This window comes from Atopomonas sediminilitoris, from assembly GCF_022601735.1.
Lineage (GTDB): Bacteria > Pseudomonadota > Gammaproteobacteria > Pseudomonadales > Pseudomonadaceae > Atopomonas > Atopomonas sediminilitoris.
The window spans coordinates 263,418-277,402 of record NZ_JAKUMM010000004.1 but is presented as its reverse complement, the minus strand read 5'-3'; the positions used below and the strand labels follow the sequence as shown (position 1 = coordinate 277,402).

The 13,985-nt window shown below is 54.9% G+C and carries 16 protein-coding genes; 13 read left to right on the top strand and 3 right to left on the bottom strand.

Translation table 11 applies throughout. The features are described from left to right. The first annotated feature begins 3 nt into the window (after positions 1-3). The 11 genes from fdx (at position 4) to der (ending at position 9,867) form a co-directional block, all read left to right on the top strand. Positions 4-342 carry an ISC system 2Fe-2S type ferredoxin gene (gene fdx, locus MKI83_RS07940; RefSeq protein WP_241584713.1) on the top strand — a complete coding sequence of 113 codons (339 nt, stop codon included), beginning with the start codon at positions 4-6 and terminating at the stop codon, positions 340-342. Positions 343-352: 10 nt separating this feature from the next. After that, positions 353-547 (top strand): Fe-S cluster assembly protein IscX, encoded by a 195-nt coding sequence (gene iscX / locus MKI83_RS07935; protein WP_241584712.1) that lies wholly within the window; start codon positions 353-355, stop codon positions 545-547. Between the two features lie 92 nt (positions 548-639). After that, positions 640-1,071 carry a nucleoside-diphosphate kinase gene (gene ndk, locus MKI83_RS07930; protein WP_241584711.1) on the top strand — a complete coding sequence of 144 codons (432 nt, stop codon included), beginning with the start codon at positions 640-642 and terminating at the stop codon, positions 1,069-1,071. A gap of 20 nt (positions 1,072-1,091) precedes the next feature. Beyond that, positions 1,092-2,228: a dual-specificity RNA methyltransferase RlmN gene (gene rlmN / locus MKI83_RS07925; protein WP_241584710.1), complete on the top strand. Its 1,137-nt coding sequence runs from the start codon at positions 1,092-1,094 to the stop codon at positions 2,226-2,228. 14 nt (positions 2,229-2,242) lie between these two features. Then, positions 2,243-3,019, top strand: coding sequence for a type IV pilus biogenesis/stability protein PilW (gene pilW / locus MKI83_RS07920; RefSeq protein ID WP_241584709.1), 777 nt, complete (start codon positions 2,243-2,245; stop codon positions 3,017-3,019). Next, a complete protein-coding gene (locus MKI83_RS07915) occupies positions 3,016-4,080 on the top strand; it encodes a RodZ domain-containing protein (RefSeq protein ID WP_241584707.1) in 1,065 nt (354 codons plus the stop codon). The genes pilW and MKI83_RS07915 overlap by 4 nt, the downstream gene beginning before the upstream one ends. Positions 4,081-4,104: 24 nt before the next feature. After that, on the top strand, positions 4,105-5,214 hold the full coding sequence (gene ispG / locus MKI83_RS07910) for a flavodoxin-dependent (E)-4-hydroxy-3-methylbut-2-enyl-diphosphate synthase (protein WP_241584705.1): 1,110 nt from the start codon (positions 4,105-4,107) through the stop codon (positions 5,212-5,214). A 9-nt stretch (positions 5,215-5,223) separates the two neighbouring features. Beyond that, entirely contained in the window at positions 5,224-6,510 is a 1,287-nt protein-coding gene (hisS, locus tag MKI83_RS07905) for a histidine--tRNA ligase (protein ID WP_241584703.1), read from the top strand. Positions 6,511-6,531: 21 nt separating this feature from the next. Next, complete coding sequence (locus tag MKI83_RS07900) at positions 6,532-7,167, top strand: YfgM family protein (protein WP_241584702.1); 636 nt, start codon at positions 6,532-6,534, stop codon at positions 7,165-7,167. Beyond that, positions 7,168-8,310, top strand: coding sequence for an outer membrane protein assembly factor BamB (bamB, locus tag MKI83_RS07895; RefSeq protein ID WP_241584701.1), 1,143 nt, complete (start codon positions 7,168-7,170; stop codon positions 8,308-8,310). 78 nt (positions 8,311-8,388) lie between these two features. Next, complete coding sequence (der, locus tag MKI83_RS07890; protein ID WP_241584700.1) at positions 8,389-9,867, top strand: ribosome biogenesis GTPase Der; 1,479 nt, start codon at positions 8,389-8,391, stop codon at positions 9,865-9,867. Positions 9,868-9,927: 60 nt separating this feature from the next. Here der and MKI83_RS07885 read toward each other — a convergent pair whose 3' ends face one another. Together MKI83_RS07885 and MKI83_RS07880 are read right to left on the bottom strand one after the other, a co-directional pair. Then, positions 9,928-11,406 carry a SulP family inorganic anion transporter gene (locus MKI83_RS07885; protein WP_241584699.1) on the bottom strand — a complete coding sequence of 493 codons (1,479 nt, stop codon included), beginning with the start codon at positions 11,404-11,406 and terminating at the stop codon, positions 9,928-9,930. A 103-nt stretch (positions 11,407-11,509) separates the two neighbouring features. Next, positions 11,510-12,616, bottom strand: a complete 1,107-nt coding sequence (locus tag MKI83_RS07880) for an alkene reductase (protein WP_241584880.1) — start codon at positions 12,614-12,616, stop codon at positions 11,510-11,512. Between the two features lie 125 nt (positions 12,617-12,741). On the opposite strand from MKI83_RS07880, the gene MKI83_RS07875 reads away from it, so the two are divergent. Continuing rightward, entirely contained in the window at positions 12,742-13,140 is a 399-nt protein-coding gene (locus tag MKI83_RS07875; RefSeq protein WP_241584698.1) for a winged helix-turn-helix transcriptional regulator, read from the top strand. Positions 13,141-13,155: 15 nt separating this feature from the next. Continuing rightward, the gene (locus tag MKI83_RS07870; RefSeq protein WP_241584697.1) at positions 13,156-13,488 is read left to right on the top strand and encodes a hypothetical protein; all 333 of its coding nucleotides are present in this window, start codon (positions 13,156-13,158) and stop codon (positions 13,486-13,488) included. Positions 13,489-13,504: 16 nt separating this feature from the next. Here the strand turns inward: MKI83_RS07870 and bfr are convergent, their stop codons facing one another. After that, complete coding sequence (gene bfr / locus MKI83_RS07865) at positions 13,505-13,969, bottom strand: bacterioferritin (RefSeq protein ID WP_241584695.1); 465 nt, start codon at positions 13,967-13,969, stop codon at positions 13,505-13,507. Positions 13,970-13,985: the final 16 nt, after the last annotated feature.

The window sequence follows — 13,985 nt, the reverse complement described above, 5'->3', positions numbered from 1 at the left end:
GTCATGCCGCAAATAGTATTTTTACCCCACCCCGAACAATGCCCGGAAGGGGCTGTGATTGAGGCGCAGACCGGTGAGACCATCTGCGATGCGGCGCTGCGTAATGGCATTGAGATTGAGCACGCGTGCGAGAAGTCGTGTGCGTGCACGACTTGTCACGTCATAGTGCGTGAGGGCTTCCAGTCGCTTGAGCCTTCCGACGAGCTTGAAGATGACATGCTGGATAAGGCGTGGGGGCTTGAGCCTGATTCGCGCTTATCTTGCCAGGCTGTCGTGGCTGACAGTGATTTGGTGGTAGAGCTGCCCAAGTACACCCTCAATCAAGTGTCCGAGCGTCATTAAGGAGGCCAGCATGAAGTGGGTGGATGTGTTGGATATCGCGATTGAACTGGTGGATACCCATCCTGATGTTGATCCGCGCTATGTCAATTTTGTTGACTTACATAATTGGGTAGTGGCCTTGCCGCAATTTGATGATGACGCCCAGCGCGGCGGCGAGAAGGTGCTTGAGGCGATTCAGCAAGCTTGGATCGACGAGCGCGACTAAAAGCGCCCTTCGCTTAAATTTCATAACCCGCGTATAATCCGCGGGTTTAATCCGTTGTTTTATCTTGCTTTCTTAATTTATTGGAGTTTTCCATGGCTGTTGAACGCACTCTGTCCATCATCAAGCCCGATGCTGTTGCCAAGAACGTAATCGGTGAAATCGTCACCCGTTTCGAGAAGGCCGGCCTGAGCGTTGTGGCTTCCAAGATGGTGCAGCTGTCCGAGCGTGAAGCGGGTGGCTTCTACGCCGAGCACAAAGAGCGTCCTTTCTTCAAAGACCTCGTTTCTTTCATGACTTCTGGTCCTGTGGTTGTTCAGGTGCTGGAAGGTGAAGGCGCTATCGCTAAAAACCGTGAGCTGATGGGCGCAACCGACCCGAAGAAAGCTGACGCCGGTACTATCCGTGCTGATTTCGCAGTGTCTATCGACGAAAATGCTGTTCACGGTTCTGACTCTGAAGCGTCTGCTGCTCGCGAAATCGCTTACTGGTTTGCTGCCACCGAAGTGTGCGCACGCATCCGCTAAGTGTTATTGAGAGTATTGTGATGAGTGATCAGACTGCCCCAAAAGTGAATTTGCTCGGCTTAACCAAGCCGCAAATGGAAGATTTCTTCGAGTCGATAGGCGAGAAGCGCTTTCGGGGTGGTCAGGTCATGCAGTGGATCCACCACTTTGGTGTGACCGATTTCACTGGCATGACCAACGTCGGCAAGGCTTTGCGCGCAAAGCTCGAAGCACGTGCCGAAATTCGCCCGCCTGAAGTGGTGAGCGAAGATATTTCCGCCGATGGCACACGCAAGTGGGTAGTCCGCGTGGCATCGGGTAGCTGTGTTGAAACGGTGTACATTCCACAAAATGGTCGGGGCACTTTGTGTGTGTCTTCTCAGGCTGGTTGTGCGCTGGATTGCAGTTTTTGCTCAACCGGCAAACAAGGTTTTAACAGCGATCTGACCAGTGCCGAAATTATCGGCCAGGTGTGGATCGCTAATCAGTCGTTTGGCAGTGTGCCAGCGAAAATTGATCGCGCCATCACCAACGTGGTGATGATGGGAATGGGCGAGCCGTTGTTGAACTTTGACAACGTTGTGCCGGCCATGCAGATCATGATGGAAGACTTAGGCTACGGCATCTCTAAGCGTAAAGTGACGCTATCGACCTCAGGTGTCGTGCCGATGATCGATAAGCTCGCCGAGCACGTGGATGTCTCTTTAGCGCTGTCATTGCATGCGCCTAACGATGAGCTGCGTAATCAGTTGGTGCCGCTGAACAAGAAGTATCCACTGGATGTCTTGCTCGATACCTGCAAGCGTTATGTCGCACGCTTAGGCGAGAAGCGCGTACTCACCATCGAGTACACCTTGCTCAAAGGGGTGAACGATCAGCCCGAGCACGCTGAGCAGATGATTGCATTACTGAAAGATGTCCCTTGCAAGATTAATTTAATCCCGTTTAATCCATTTCCACATTCGGGTTATGAGCGGCCGAGTAATAATGCGATTCGCCGCTTTCAAGACAAGCTGCATCATGCCGGCTTTAGCGTGACAGTCCGCACCACGCGTGGCGAAGATATCGACGCGGCTTGCGGTCAATTGGTGGGGCAGGTGATGGACAAAACCCGTCGCAGTGAACGCTATATCGCCGTACGGCAGCTGGATGAAGACGCTGCCGCTAACCGTAACTGACAGGGAGTAACCTCATGCATTGCCAACGTGCATTGTTCATGATGTTTGCAATATTGCTTTTGGCTGGCTGCGTCAGTACGACGACCTCTGGGATGCGTAACCCGCTAAAAACCGAAGAAGGGCGTGAACAGGCCGTTGATGCCTACGTTGATCTGGGTAAGGGCTACCTGCGCTCAGGTACCCCAGAGCGCGCCAAGACTCCCTTGAAGAAAGCGTTGGATATTGATCCGGATAATACCGATGCCCTAGAAGCACTGGCTTTGGTATTCCAGTATGAACAAGAGAACGAGCTCGCTGAGGATTACTACCGCAGGGCGTTATCAACGACTAACGATCCGCGCGTCTTGTACAACTACGGCGGCTTTCTGTTCGAACAAGCTCGCTATGCCGAGGCCTACAAACAGTTTGAACTGGCTTCTAAAGATACCCTCTACGACAGTCGCTCGCGTGTGTTTGAGAGTCTTGGCATTACCGCACTGCGGTTAAATGATCCCGTCAAGGCGAAGAAGTTTTTGGTTAAATCGCTACGCCTTAATCGCGATCAGCCGCTGGCATTGATTGAGTTGGCGGAGCTGACCTATACCAACAAAGACTACTTGGCTTCCCGTGACTACTACGCCGCTTATTCGGATCTGATTCGTCAACAGGATGCTCGCAGCTTATGGCTGGGTATTCGTTTGGCACGCGTGTTTGATGATCGTGATACGGCGGCCAGTTACACCTTGCAGTTAAAGCGTTTGTTTCCGGCGTCACCGGAATATCAGGAATATCTTAAAACGGGTGGGCAATGAGTTCCGTAGTACCTGACGCGCCGGTTAATCCGGCCAATCCTGGTGAAACACTGCGCCAAGCGCGTGAAGCGAAAAACTTGTCGCAAGACAGCGTCGCGCAGAGCCTGAACCTAACGCGCGCTAATCTGAATTATCTTGAGGAAGGCGCTTTTGAGCGCTTGCCTGGGTTGACCTTTGCCCGTGGTTACGTACGTGCTTATGCCCGCCTGTTGGAGCTGGATCAGAATCGCTTGGTCGTCGAGTTCGATCAATTTACCGGCACCACTGCCGGCGCGGCCAATGTACAAAGCTTGAACCGTATGAGAGAGCCAGTACGCACCTCGCGTTCGGTTATGCGCTTTCTTACCTTGGTAGTGTTTTTGTTGTTGGCCGTTGGCACCTTCCTTTGGTGGCAAGAAAGTCAGCGTCCGGTTGTGGATGTGGGCGGGCTGAGTTTGAATGAGGTAGAAGTCGACTCGGTGGACGGTACGACAGAGGTGCATCGTTTTGACGCTGAGCCCGTCGCGACTGATGAGTCTGTGGCTGACACTTCCGATGAGTCTGTAGCTCAGGCAGCAGCAGCGTCAGAGGCCGCTACATCAGCCGAAGCTCCGCAGTTAGTCGATGGCCAACAGACCAGCGCAGCAAGTTCTGAAAGCCCTGAGCCGTCCGCTTTGTCATCTGGCGCGCCTGAGCAAGTAGCGCCCGAGTCAGAAGTCACTACTGACCCCGTTGCAGCGGATATCGCTGCGAGTGAAACAACTACGCTAACGCCTGTAGCGCCGCTAGGCGAGCCAGCTAGTGCGGTGGTGGATGCCGCTGAAGCGCCGTTACAAGCAGGTGAAGGCCGCGTCAGCATTGGTTTTTCCGCCGATTGCTGGACGCAAGTGGCCGATGCCAGCGGTAAGGTGTTAATCAGCACGCTTAAGCGCAAGGGCGACACGTTAAGTGTGGTCGGTAAAGCGCCGCTGAGTTTGATTTTGGGTGACGCCAGCGCAGCCTCGGTATCGTTTAACGGCAACGCTGTGGATTTGAGCGGCTATAGCCGCGGTAATGTTGCTCGCTTAAAAGTGGGCGAGTAACGCAAGCGCAGGATACGTAGCACAATGCATGGTGAATCGCCGATCAAACGCCGCCTGTCGCGCAAGATTTGGGTGGGCTCGGTACCGGTAGGTGGTGATGCACCTATCGCCGTTCAGAGCATGACCAATACCGAAACCTGTGATGTTGCCGCCACGGTTGGTCAAATTGAGCGCCTGGAACAGGCGGGTGCCGATATCGTGCGCGTCTCGGTACCCAGCATGGAAGCCGCCGAAGCCTTCGGCCAAATCAAACAGCGGGTTAACGTGCCGTTAGTGGCCGACATCCACTTCGACTACAAAATTGCATTGCGCGTGGCCGAGTTAGGCGTCGATTGCTTGCGGATCAATCCGGGCAATATTGGGCGCGAAGACCGTATTAAGGCGGTGGTTGACGCCGCACGCGCGCGCAATATCCCAATTCGTATTGGGGTTAATGCCGGCTCCTTAGAAAAAGACCTGCAAAAGAAATACGGTGAGCCAACGCCCGAGGCGCTGGTCGAGTCCGCGATGCGCCATGTCGATTACCTCGAAAAACTCGACTTCCCAGATTTTAAAGTCAGCGTTAAAGCCTCTGATGTTTTTATGGCGGTTAATGCCTATCGTCTGCTGGCAACACGAATTGAGCAGCCCCTGCACCTTGGTATTACCGAGGCGGGTGGACTGCGCTCGGGTACCGTTAAGTCAGCAGTGGGCTTGGGGATGCTGTTGGCCGAAGGTATCGGTGACACCATTCGCATCTCATTGGCGGCTGACCCTGTCGAAGAAATCAAAGTCGGTTTCGATATTCTTAAGTCACTGCACTTACGTTCACGCGGGATCAACTTCATCGCTTGTCCGAGCTGCTCAAGGCAGAACTTTGACGTGGTGAAAACCATGAATGACCTCGAAGGGCGTTTAGAAGACCTGCTCGTGCCGCTGAATGTTGCGGTCATCGGCTGTGTGGTTAACGGCCCTGGCGAGGCGAAAGAAGTCGACGTTGGCCTTACCGGCGGCACACCTAACTTGGTGTACATCGACGGCAAACCCTCCGGCAAGTTAACCAATGACACCTTGGTTGATGATTTGGAGCGCTTGATTCGCGACAAGGCCGCCGAAAAATTAGCCCATGACGCCAGTCTGATTGCGCGTAGTTAAGGATTTTTTGTGAGTAAAAACCTGCAAGCCATTCGTGGCATGAATGATATTCGCCCGAATGAATCGCCTGTCTGGCGCTATCTAGAGGCCCAAGTGAGTGGCTTGCTAGACACCTATGGCTACAGTCAGGTGCGCTTACCGATCGTTGAATTTACCGAGCTGTTTAAACGCTCGATTGGTGAAGTCACCGATATCGTTGAAAAAGAGATGTATACCTTCGCTGATCGCAACGGTGACTTGCTGACATTGCGTCCAGAAGGCACTGCAGGCTGCGTGCGCGCCATGCTCGAACATGGTCTGACAGGCGGTGGACAGGTACAAAAAGTTTGGTACAACGGGCCAATGTTTCGCCATGAACGACCGCAAAAAGGCCGTTATCGCCAGTTTCACCAAATGGGCGTGGAAGTCTTCAACTTAGCTGGGCCTGACATTGATGCTGAGTTGATTATTTTGACTTGGCGCTTGTGGGGCAAGCTAGGCCTGCGTGATGCCGTAACCTTAGAACTTAATACGCTGGGCACAAGTGAAGCCCGCGCGCGCTACCGTGATGCTTTGGTGGCCTACCTTGAGGTGCGTCGTGATCAGTTGGATGAAGACAGCCAGCGTCGCTTGACGACCAATCCGCTGCGGATCTTGGATAGCAAGAACGCTGACACGCAAGCTTTGTTGGTCGATGCGCCCAAACTGGATGCTTATTTGGATGAAGAGTCCAAGGCTCACTTCGCCGGCCTTCAGGCGCGCTTGCAAGCGGCGGGCGTGCCGTACGTCATCAACAGCAAGCTAGTGCGTGGCTTGGATTACTACGGCAAAACCGTGTTTGAGTGGGTAACGGACAAGTTGGGCGCGCAAGGCACGGTGTGTGCCGGCGGCCGTTACGACGGTTTGGTTGAGCAGCTAGGCGGCAAAACAACCCCGGCGGTGGGCTTTGCCATGGGCGTGGAGCGCTTGGTGCTTCTGCTGGAAACCCTTGAGGCGGTACCGGCTGAGTTGTCACGCAGCGTAGATGTGTATTTGGCGGCTTTTGGTGAGCCTGCCGAGCTTGCAGCGCTCGCCTTGGCGGAGCGTTTACGTGATACTCTGCCGTCCTTGCGCGTGGTGGTGAATGCCGGCGCCGGTAGTTTTAAAAGTCAGCTGAAAAAAGCGGACAAAAGTGGTGCTGAGTTAGCTCTGATTCTGGGGGATGACGAGCTAGCCCAAGAGCAGGTCGGGGTTAAACCGCTGCGCGATGACAGCGCCCAACAAACCATGAGCTGGAATGATTTGCCAAGTTTCTTGGCTAATCGTTTCGGGCTTTAAGTAAGACTAAGGAGTAACAGCGTGGCCCCGCAGACCGAAGAAGAACAGATTGCTCTGCTCAAAAACTGGTGGAAAGAGAACGGCATGCCGATCGTGACCGGTGCTGTTTTAGCGTTGGCCGGTGTATTTGGTTGGCAAGCTTGGCAAGAGCATCAGCAGGTCAGCAATCAGCAGGGCTCGATAGCGTTCGAACAGCTGATGCAGGCGATGCTCGCCAGCGGCGAAGCGGTTGATGCCGATAAGGTTTTGAAGCTGGCTGACACCCTTAAAACTGAACACGCAAACAGTGCTTATGCTGCCTTCGCTAGCTTATTTGTGGCCAAGTTGGCCGTTGAGCAAAACAAGCTCGACGATGCCGCCGCTGAGCTTAAAAATCTGCTCGATGGGCAGGCCACTGCCGAAGTTAAAGAAATTGCACGTCAGCGTTTGGCGCGTGTATTGGCAGCGCAAGATAAAGCGGATGATGGCTTGGCATTACTGACTGGCGAAGCCAGTGCCGCCTACATTGCAGCGCGCGCCGAGATTCGTGGTGACTTACTCAAGCAGTTGGGTCGATTTGACGAAGCCCGTGCGGCGTATCAACAAGCACTGGATGCGGGCAGCGATGGCGCCAGCGTGCAATTAAAACTGGATGACTTAGCCAAGGAGGAGGTGTAAATGCTGCGTAATAAACTACTTGGCGTTTTAGCGTTAACCGTTTTAGTCGCGGGCTGCTCAAGCAACAGCAAAAAAGAACTGCCACCGGCAGATTTGCCTGACTTTGAAGAAGAAGTGCAGCTGGATAAGCAGTGGAGTCGCGGCATCGGTTCGGGCCAAGGTGATCTGTATAACCTGCTAACTCCGGCTATTGATGGCGATCGTATTTTTGCGGCGGATAGTGAAGGTTTAGTGGTCGCAATGGATCGCTTTAGTGGCGATGTGTTGTGGAAAAAAGAGCTCGATAAGCCGGTAAGTGGCGGCGTAGGTGCTGGCGAAGGCTTGGTGCTGGTCGGTACTTTGCGTGGCGATATTATTGCCCTAGATGCCGCCAGCGGTAAGCGCCGTTGGAAAAAGCGTCTTAAGAGTGAAGTCTTGTCGGCCCCTGTCACCAATGGCCGCGTGGTCGTTGTACAAACGCAAGACGACAACTTGTTGGCTTTGGATGCGGCAACTGGTGATCAGCGCTGGATTTATGAAAACACCTTGCCGGTGTTGACCCTTCGCGGCACCAGTAACCCGATTATTACCCGCAATTTAGTCGTTGCTGGTTTGGCCAGCGGTAAGGTTATTGCCTTAGATGCCGATCGTGGCTTGCCCGTTTGGGAGCAACGCGTAGCCATTCCACAAGGCCGCTCCGAGCTTGAGCGCGTGGTCGATATCGACGGCAACTTGGTGTTGTCCGAAAGCACGTTATACGTGGTCAGCTATCAAGGTCGCGTTGCTGCGCTGGATATGCGCAATGGGCAAATCCGCTGGCAGCGTGAAGCGTCCAGCTACTCAGGTTTGGGTGAAGATTTAGGCTCGGTATTTGTGAGCCATGCTAACGGCACGCTAGAGGCGATTGATGATCGCACCGCGACGGCTCTGTGGAGTCAGGATGCGTTGGCTCGTCGTCAGTTGAGTGCGCCGGCGCCATTCTCTACCTACCTCGCGGTGGGTGATTTTGAAGGTTATTTGCATCTGATCAGTCAGGTGGACGGTCGCTTTGTAGGGCGCACTAAAGTTGACGGCGATGGCTTGCGTGTTCGTGCGCTGGTCGTTGGTGACTGGCTGTATGCCTTCGGCAATGGTGGCGAGCTGGTTGCTCTGACCCTACGCTGATATAGCGCTGAAGTACTGCGCGGCCGCTGTCTCAAGGGACAGCGGCCGTTGCCATTTTTAATTTGAGGTTTGGTGTTCATGGTTCCTGTAATCGCCCTCGTAGGGCGGCCCAATGTGGGCAAATCAACACTCTTTAATCGTCTGACCCGATCGCGTGATGCGTTGGTAGCCGACTTTGCCGGCCTGACGCGCGACCGTAAATACGGCGAGGCACGTTGGCAGGGCCGTGACTACATCGTTATCGATACCGGCGGTATCAGCGGCGATGAGGAAGGTATCGACGCCAAAATGGCCGAGCAGTCATTGCTGGCGATTGAAGAAGCCGACTATGTCTTGTTCTTGGTCGATGCCCGCGCCGGCTTGACCGCCGCTGACTTGATGATCGCGGAACACCTGCGTAAGCGAAATAAAACCAGCTACCTCGTTGCCAACAAGATCGATGGTATCGATTCGGACGTGGCGCGAGCCGAATTTGCTCCCGTCGGCATGGGTGAGTTGCAACCGATCGCCGCGGCTCATGGTCGCGGGGTCAGCAACCTCATGGAGGCAGTGCTTGGGCATATTGAAGTGCCCGAAGAGCCTGAGTTTGAAGAAGTTGAAGGTGAAGACAGCGAAGCCGCAGCCTTAGCGCGCGCAGAAGCGCAAGCCAAAGCCAGTCGTGAAGAGCACGGCATCAAGATCGCCATTATCGGCCGCCCGAACGTTGGTAAATCGACTTTGGTCAACCGCATGCTCGGCGAAGAGCGCGTGATTGTATTCGACCAAGCCGGCACAACACGCGACAGCGTGTATATCCCCTTCGAGCGCAATGAAGAGCGTTACACCTTGATTGACACCGCCGGTGTGCGTCGTCGTGGCAAGGTGTTTGAGGCAGTTGAAAAGTTCTCGGTGGTGAAAACCCTGCAGGCAATTCAAGACTGTAACGTGGTGATTTTTGTCATGGATGCCAGCGAAGGCATCGTTGAACAAGACCTCCATCTGTTGGGCTTTGTGCTGGAAAGTGGCCGCTCTTTAGTCGTGGCGCTGAACAAGTGGGATGGCTTGGAAGAGAGCCATAAGCAATACGTGAAGACCGAACTTGAGCGTCGCTTGATGTTCGTGAACTTCGCCGATATCCACTTCATTTCGGCGCTACATGGCTCCAACGTCGGTAATTTGTATGGCTCGGTTAAGCAGGCCTATGAGTCCGCCACCCGCCGTTATCCGACCAACAAGCTAACGCAAATCCTTGAGGATGCGCTGAAAATGCACCAGCCGCCGCTGGTCAATGGTCGCCGGATTAAACTGCGTTACGCGCACTTGGGCGGTGTGAATCCGCCGATTCTGGTGATTCACGGCAACCAAGTTGACTCTGTGCCGCGTTCGTACACCCGCTACCTAGAGAACACCTTCCGTCGCGTGCTTAAACTGATCGGTACACCGATTCGTATCGAATATAAAGGGGGCGAGAACCCCTATGCAGATAAGCGCAACACCCTGACACCGCGTCAGGAGTACAAGCGTAAGCGCATGATTTCGCACATTAAAAAGTCAGAAAAGAAGAAAAAGAAGAAGTAAGAAACACGCCAATAAAAAACGGCAGCCTAGGCTGCCGTTTTTTATTGGCTGAGCAAGGGGTTATGACTCAATCGCCACTTTGTAGGTTGGGCTATCCAGTTCATGCGTGCAGAACGGGCCGGCTTGGTTGAGCAGGGCGATGCAGTCTTCGGATAGGTGACGCAGGACGACTTTCTTACCGTCGTCGAGGTAGCGGCGGGTGAGCTTGTCGATTGCCTCGACACCGCTGGAGTCCATCACGCGGGTATTGGCGAAGTCGATGATGACGTTGTGCGGGTCACGCTCGACCTTGAACAGCTCACCAAACGCCGTGGCGGAGCCAAAGAACAGTGGGCCTTCCAGCTCGTAAATCACCACGTCCTCGTCTTCCAAGCGTTGCTGGATACTGATGCGCGCATGCTGCCAAGCAAATACCAGCGCAGCAATAATCACCCCGCAGATCACCGCGACGGCTAAGTCCGCGAACACGGTGATCACGGTGACAGATACCAACACCACCGCATCGGCTTTAGGCATGCGCTTAAGGCGCGAAAAACTGCCCCATTCAAAGGTGTTCACGCAGACCATGAACATGATGCCAACCAACGCGGCCACCGGCAGCATGCCGATGTAGTCCGCTAGGCTCACCACAAAAATAATCAGCAGCACCGAGGCGGTAATGCCGGAAAGGCGCGTCAAGCCACCGCTGGTGAAGTTGATGATCGATTGACCAATCATCGCGCAACCCGCCATGCCGCCGAAAAAACCGCAGGTGGTGTTGCCGATGCCTTGGGCGATGCATTCACGGTTGCCGGCGCCGCGCTGGCCACCCATTTCGTCCAATACCGCCAGCGTGAGCAGTGACTCGATCAAGCCAACCAAAGCCAAGATCACCGAGTAAGGCAGGATGGTCATCAAGGTGTCGAGGTTGATCGGCGCGGTGGGGATATGAAAGCTCGGCAAGCTGCCGCTGATGTCGGCCAGATCGGCCACGCGCTTGGTGTCGAGATCCATGCCAATGACCACCGCGCTGATGGCGATAATTGCCGCCAATGAGCTGGGGATCACGCTTGTGAGCTTGGGGAATAACCACACAATGGCCATGGTGGCGCCGACCAGGGCGTACATAATCCAGTTTTCCCCGTCAAACAACGGGAACTGGGCCATCATGATCACGATGGCTAGGCCATTCACAAAACCAAAAATGGCGGGCTGCGGCACTAGGCGGATGAACTTACCTAAGCCTGCGGCACCAATGCTGATTTGGATCAGGCCGGTGAGAATACTGGCCCACAACACGTACTCCAAACCATGGCTAGCGGCGAGCCCCGCTAACACCACCACCATGGCGCCTGTCGCGCCTGAAATCATGCCCGGTTTACCGCCCAGCAAGGCGGTGATCAGGCCGAGCATAAAAGCAGTATGCAGGCCGACGATGGGCGATAAGCCTGCCACCAAGGAAAAGGCCACGGCTTCAGGGATCAGGGCAATGGCAACCACGGTGCCAGACAACACGTCATTTTTGACGCTGGGGATGCGGGTTTGGCTTAGCTCAGACATCAGCTTCTCGTGTGAGGCGGGCCAGCAAGCTGGACACAGCCGGTTACAAAAGGGGGGCGCACCTTATCATAGATGGCCCCCTAGCTGTGTCGGCGGTTACGCGTTAGCTCGCGGCGAGGGTGGGGTAGTCGGTATAGCCTAGTGCATCACCGCCGTAAAAGGTGTTGGCGTCAGGCTCGTTCCAAGCGGCGCCCTGTGAGATGCGCTCGACCAGATCAGGGTTGGCGATATAGGCGCGGCCATAAGCAATTAAGTCAGCGGTGCCTTCGGCAATAAACTGCTCTGCCGTGATGGCATCAAAGCCGCCGGCGACAATCAATACGCCTTGGTACAGCCCGCGAAGTTCTTTCAGCAGTGCGGCGGCTTGCTCGCTGCCTGCGCCAGTCCAATCGGGTCGATTGATGTGTAGGTAGCCCAACTGGCGGCTGTTGAGTTGCTCTACAAGGTAGCGGTGTGTTTGTTCAGGGTTGTCATCGTGCATATCGTTGAAGGTGCCGTAGGGCGATAAGCGAATGCCAACTTTGCGACTGTCGCCTACTCGAGCGATCACCGCATCGAGCACTTCAAGAATCAGGCGTGCACGATTTTCTACGCTGCCGCCGTAGGCGTCAGTGCGTTGATTGCTGCCGCTGGCTAAGAATTGATCCAACAAATAGCCGTTGGCGGCATGAATTTCTACACCATCAAAGCCGGCGTCGAGGGCGTTGCTGGCGGCTTGGGCGTAACTCGCGACTAATGACGGCAGCTCATCAAGCTTGAGCGCACGTGGCAGGCTAGTTGCGGCCATGCCATGACTGCCGTCGGCATATTGCACATAGCACTGGGCGTTGGCCTGAATCGCGCTCGGTGCTACCGGGGCTTGTTGTTTGGGTTGTAGGGCGGTGTGAGAAATCCGCCCTACGTGCCAGAGCTGAGCAAACATGCGCCCGCCGGCGTTATGCACAGCGTCAGTAACCAAGCGCCAGCCGGCCAGCTGTTCAGGGCTATGGATGCCGGGTGTCCACGCATAGCCTTGGCCTTCAGGGCAGATTTGCGTGGCCTCACTGATGATCAGGCCAGCGCTGGCACGCTGGGCGTAGTATTCAGCGTTCAGGGCGTACGGAACATTGCCGGGCTGGCTGCGCTGACGAGTCAGCGGCGCCATCACGATGCGATTCGGTAGGGTGAGAGCGCCCATGCTTAGGGGCTGAAGCTGTGCGGAGTGTGCCATTTCAATCTCGACGTTGAGTGCAACAAAGCGTTGCGATGCGGTCATTATTAGCATTGCCTGCTTTTATACAAGTACGTACAATTTTGTCATGTACTTACTTTTTTGATAGCTATGGAGTGACGTCAATGTCTGCCAAAGAGTCGCTGTCGGCTGAATCAGGCAATACGGTAAACACGGATAAGCAGCTGGTCGGCGCGGATAAAACCTATAGCTCCCCAGTCGAAGTCACCTTGGAAGTGGTTGGCGGCAAGTGGAAAAGCTTGCTGGTGTATCACCTGATGGATCAGCCACTGCGTTTTTCTGAGTTGCGCCGCCAAGTGCCGGGGATTACCGAGAAGATGCTGACCCAGCAACTTCGCGAGCTGGAGCGCGACGGTATCGTCAGTCGTACGGTGTTTGCTGAGGTGCCACCGCGCGTGGAGTACGTCGCCACCGAGCATGGCCGCACGCTTAAGCCGGTACTGAATGCCATGTGCAACTGGGGCCGTGAACATTGGCAGCAATCGCAGCCGACTGAGGGCTGAAATATGGCGTTTGTGATGTTGCACGCGGTCTTGTGTGCGTTGTTTGCCGTGCTTGCCCTGCAGGTTGACCCACAGGATGGGCAGGCGGTGGCGGCGGTTTTTGTCTTTCTGGCGCTCGCGTTTGCCTTGCTCACGCGGCGCACTGCACTGCGGACGTTGCTGCGTGTTATGGCATGGCTGCAGGCGGCGCTGATGGGCTTGGGCTTGTCGCTGTTTTTAGTGGCCGCGACCATCGGTGGCAGCTTTCATATCAGTCCGGCGCTGCAATGGCCTGCCTTGTTGGCGGGGGTGTTGATTGTGACTTCGTTATTGGCGGCGCGGCAGTTGAAAACCATTCAGGCCGTTTAAAACGGCCTGAGCTTGGTTACATTTGGCTTTGTAAGTAGCGCTCAAGGCCAAGGGTGTCGATCAGTTGTAGCTGCACTTCCAGCCAGTAGGCGTGATCTTCTTCGGTGTCTTTCAGTTGCGCGCGCAAAATGTCGCGGCTTTGGTAGTCCTTGTGCTGCTCACACAAGGCAATGCCCTTGGCCAGCGCCGCGCGTACTTCGTACTCTAGTTCGAGGTCTAACTTGAGCATTTCCGGCACTGTTTTGCCCACGTGCACGGTATTGGGGGCCATGTCCGGTGTGCCTTCCAAGAAGAGAATGCGCTTGAGCAGGGCATCGGCGTGCTCGGTTTCTTCTTCCATCTCGTGATTGATACGCTCGTAGAGCTTGTTCAGCCCCCAATCCTCGTACAGACGCGAGTGAATGAAATACTGGTCGCGGGCGGCTAGCTCGCCCTTGAGCAGTTGGACGAAATAGGCGATGACTTCACTGTTGCCTTGCATAGAGAACTCCTTGTGC

Excerpts from the sequence above, each read along its gene's own strand:
- bamB (WP_241584701.1), top strand. The coding sequence starts at position 7,168 with ATGCTGCGTAATAAACTACTTGGCGTTTTAGCGTTAACCGTTTTAGTC.
- MKI83_RS07885 (WP_241584699.1), bottom strand. The coding sequence starts at position 11,406 with ATGTCTGAGCTAAGCCAAACCCGCATCCCCAGCGTCAAAAATGACGTG.
- MKI83_RS07875 (WP_241584698.1), top strand. The coding sequence starts at position 12,742 with ATGTCTGCCAAAGAGTCGCTGTCGGCTGAATCAGGCAATACGGTAAAC.
- pilW (WP_241584709.1), top strand. The coding sequence starts at position 2,243 with ATGCATTGCCAACGTGCATTGTTCATGATGTTTGCAATATTGCTTTTG.
- ispG (WP_241584705.1), top strand. The coding sequence starts at position 4,105 with ATGCATGGTGAATCGCCGATCAAACGCCGCCTGTCGCGCAAGATTTGG.
- der (WP_241584700.1), top strand. The coding sequence starts at position 8,389 with ATGGTTCCTGTAATCGCCCTCGTAGGGCGGCCCAATGTGGGCAAATCA.
- iscX (WP_241584712.1), top strand. The coding sequence starts at position 353 with ATGAAGTGGGTGGATGTGTTGGATATCGCGATTGAACTGGTGGATACC.
- fdx (WP_241584713.1), top strand. The coding sequence starts at position 4 with ATGCCGCAAATAGTATTTTTACCCCACCCCGAACAATGCCCGGAAGGG.
- MKI83_RS07880 (WP_241584880.1), bottom strand. The coding sequence starts at position 12,616 with ATGGCACACTCCGCACAGCTTCAGCCCCTAAGCATGGGCGCTCTCACC.
- rlmN (WP_241584710.1), top strand. The coding sequence starts at position 1,092 with ATGAGTGATCAGACTGCCCCAAAAGTGAATTTGCTCGGCTTAACCAAG.
- bfr (WP_241584695.1), bottom strand. The coding sequence starts at position 13,969 with ATGCAAGGCAACAGTGAAGTCATCGCCTATTTCGTCCAACTGCTCAAG.
- ndk (WP_241584711.1), top strand. The coding sequence starts at position 640 with ATGGCTGTTGAACGCACTCTGTCCATCATCAAGCCCGATGCTGTTGCC.
- MKI83_RS07915 (WP_241584707.1), top strand. The coding sequence starts at position 3,016 with ATGAGTTCCGTAGTACCTGACGCGCCGGTTAATCCGGCCAATCCTGGT.
- MKI83_RS07870 (WP_241584697.1), top strand. The coding sequence starts at position 13,156 with ATGTTGCACGCGGTCTTGTGTGCGTTGTTTGCCGTGCTTGCCCTGCAG.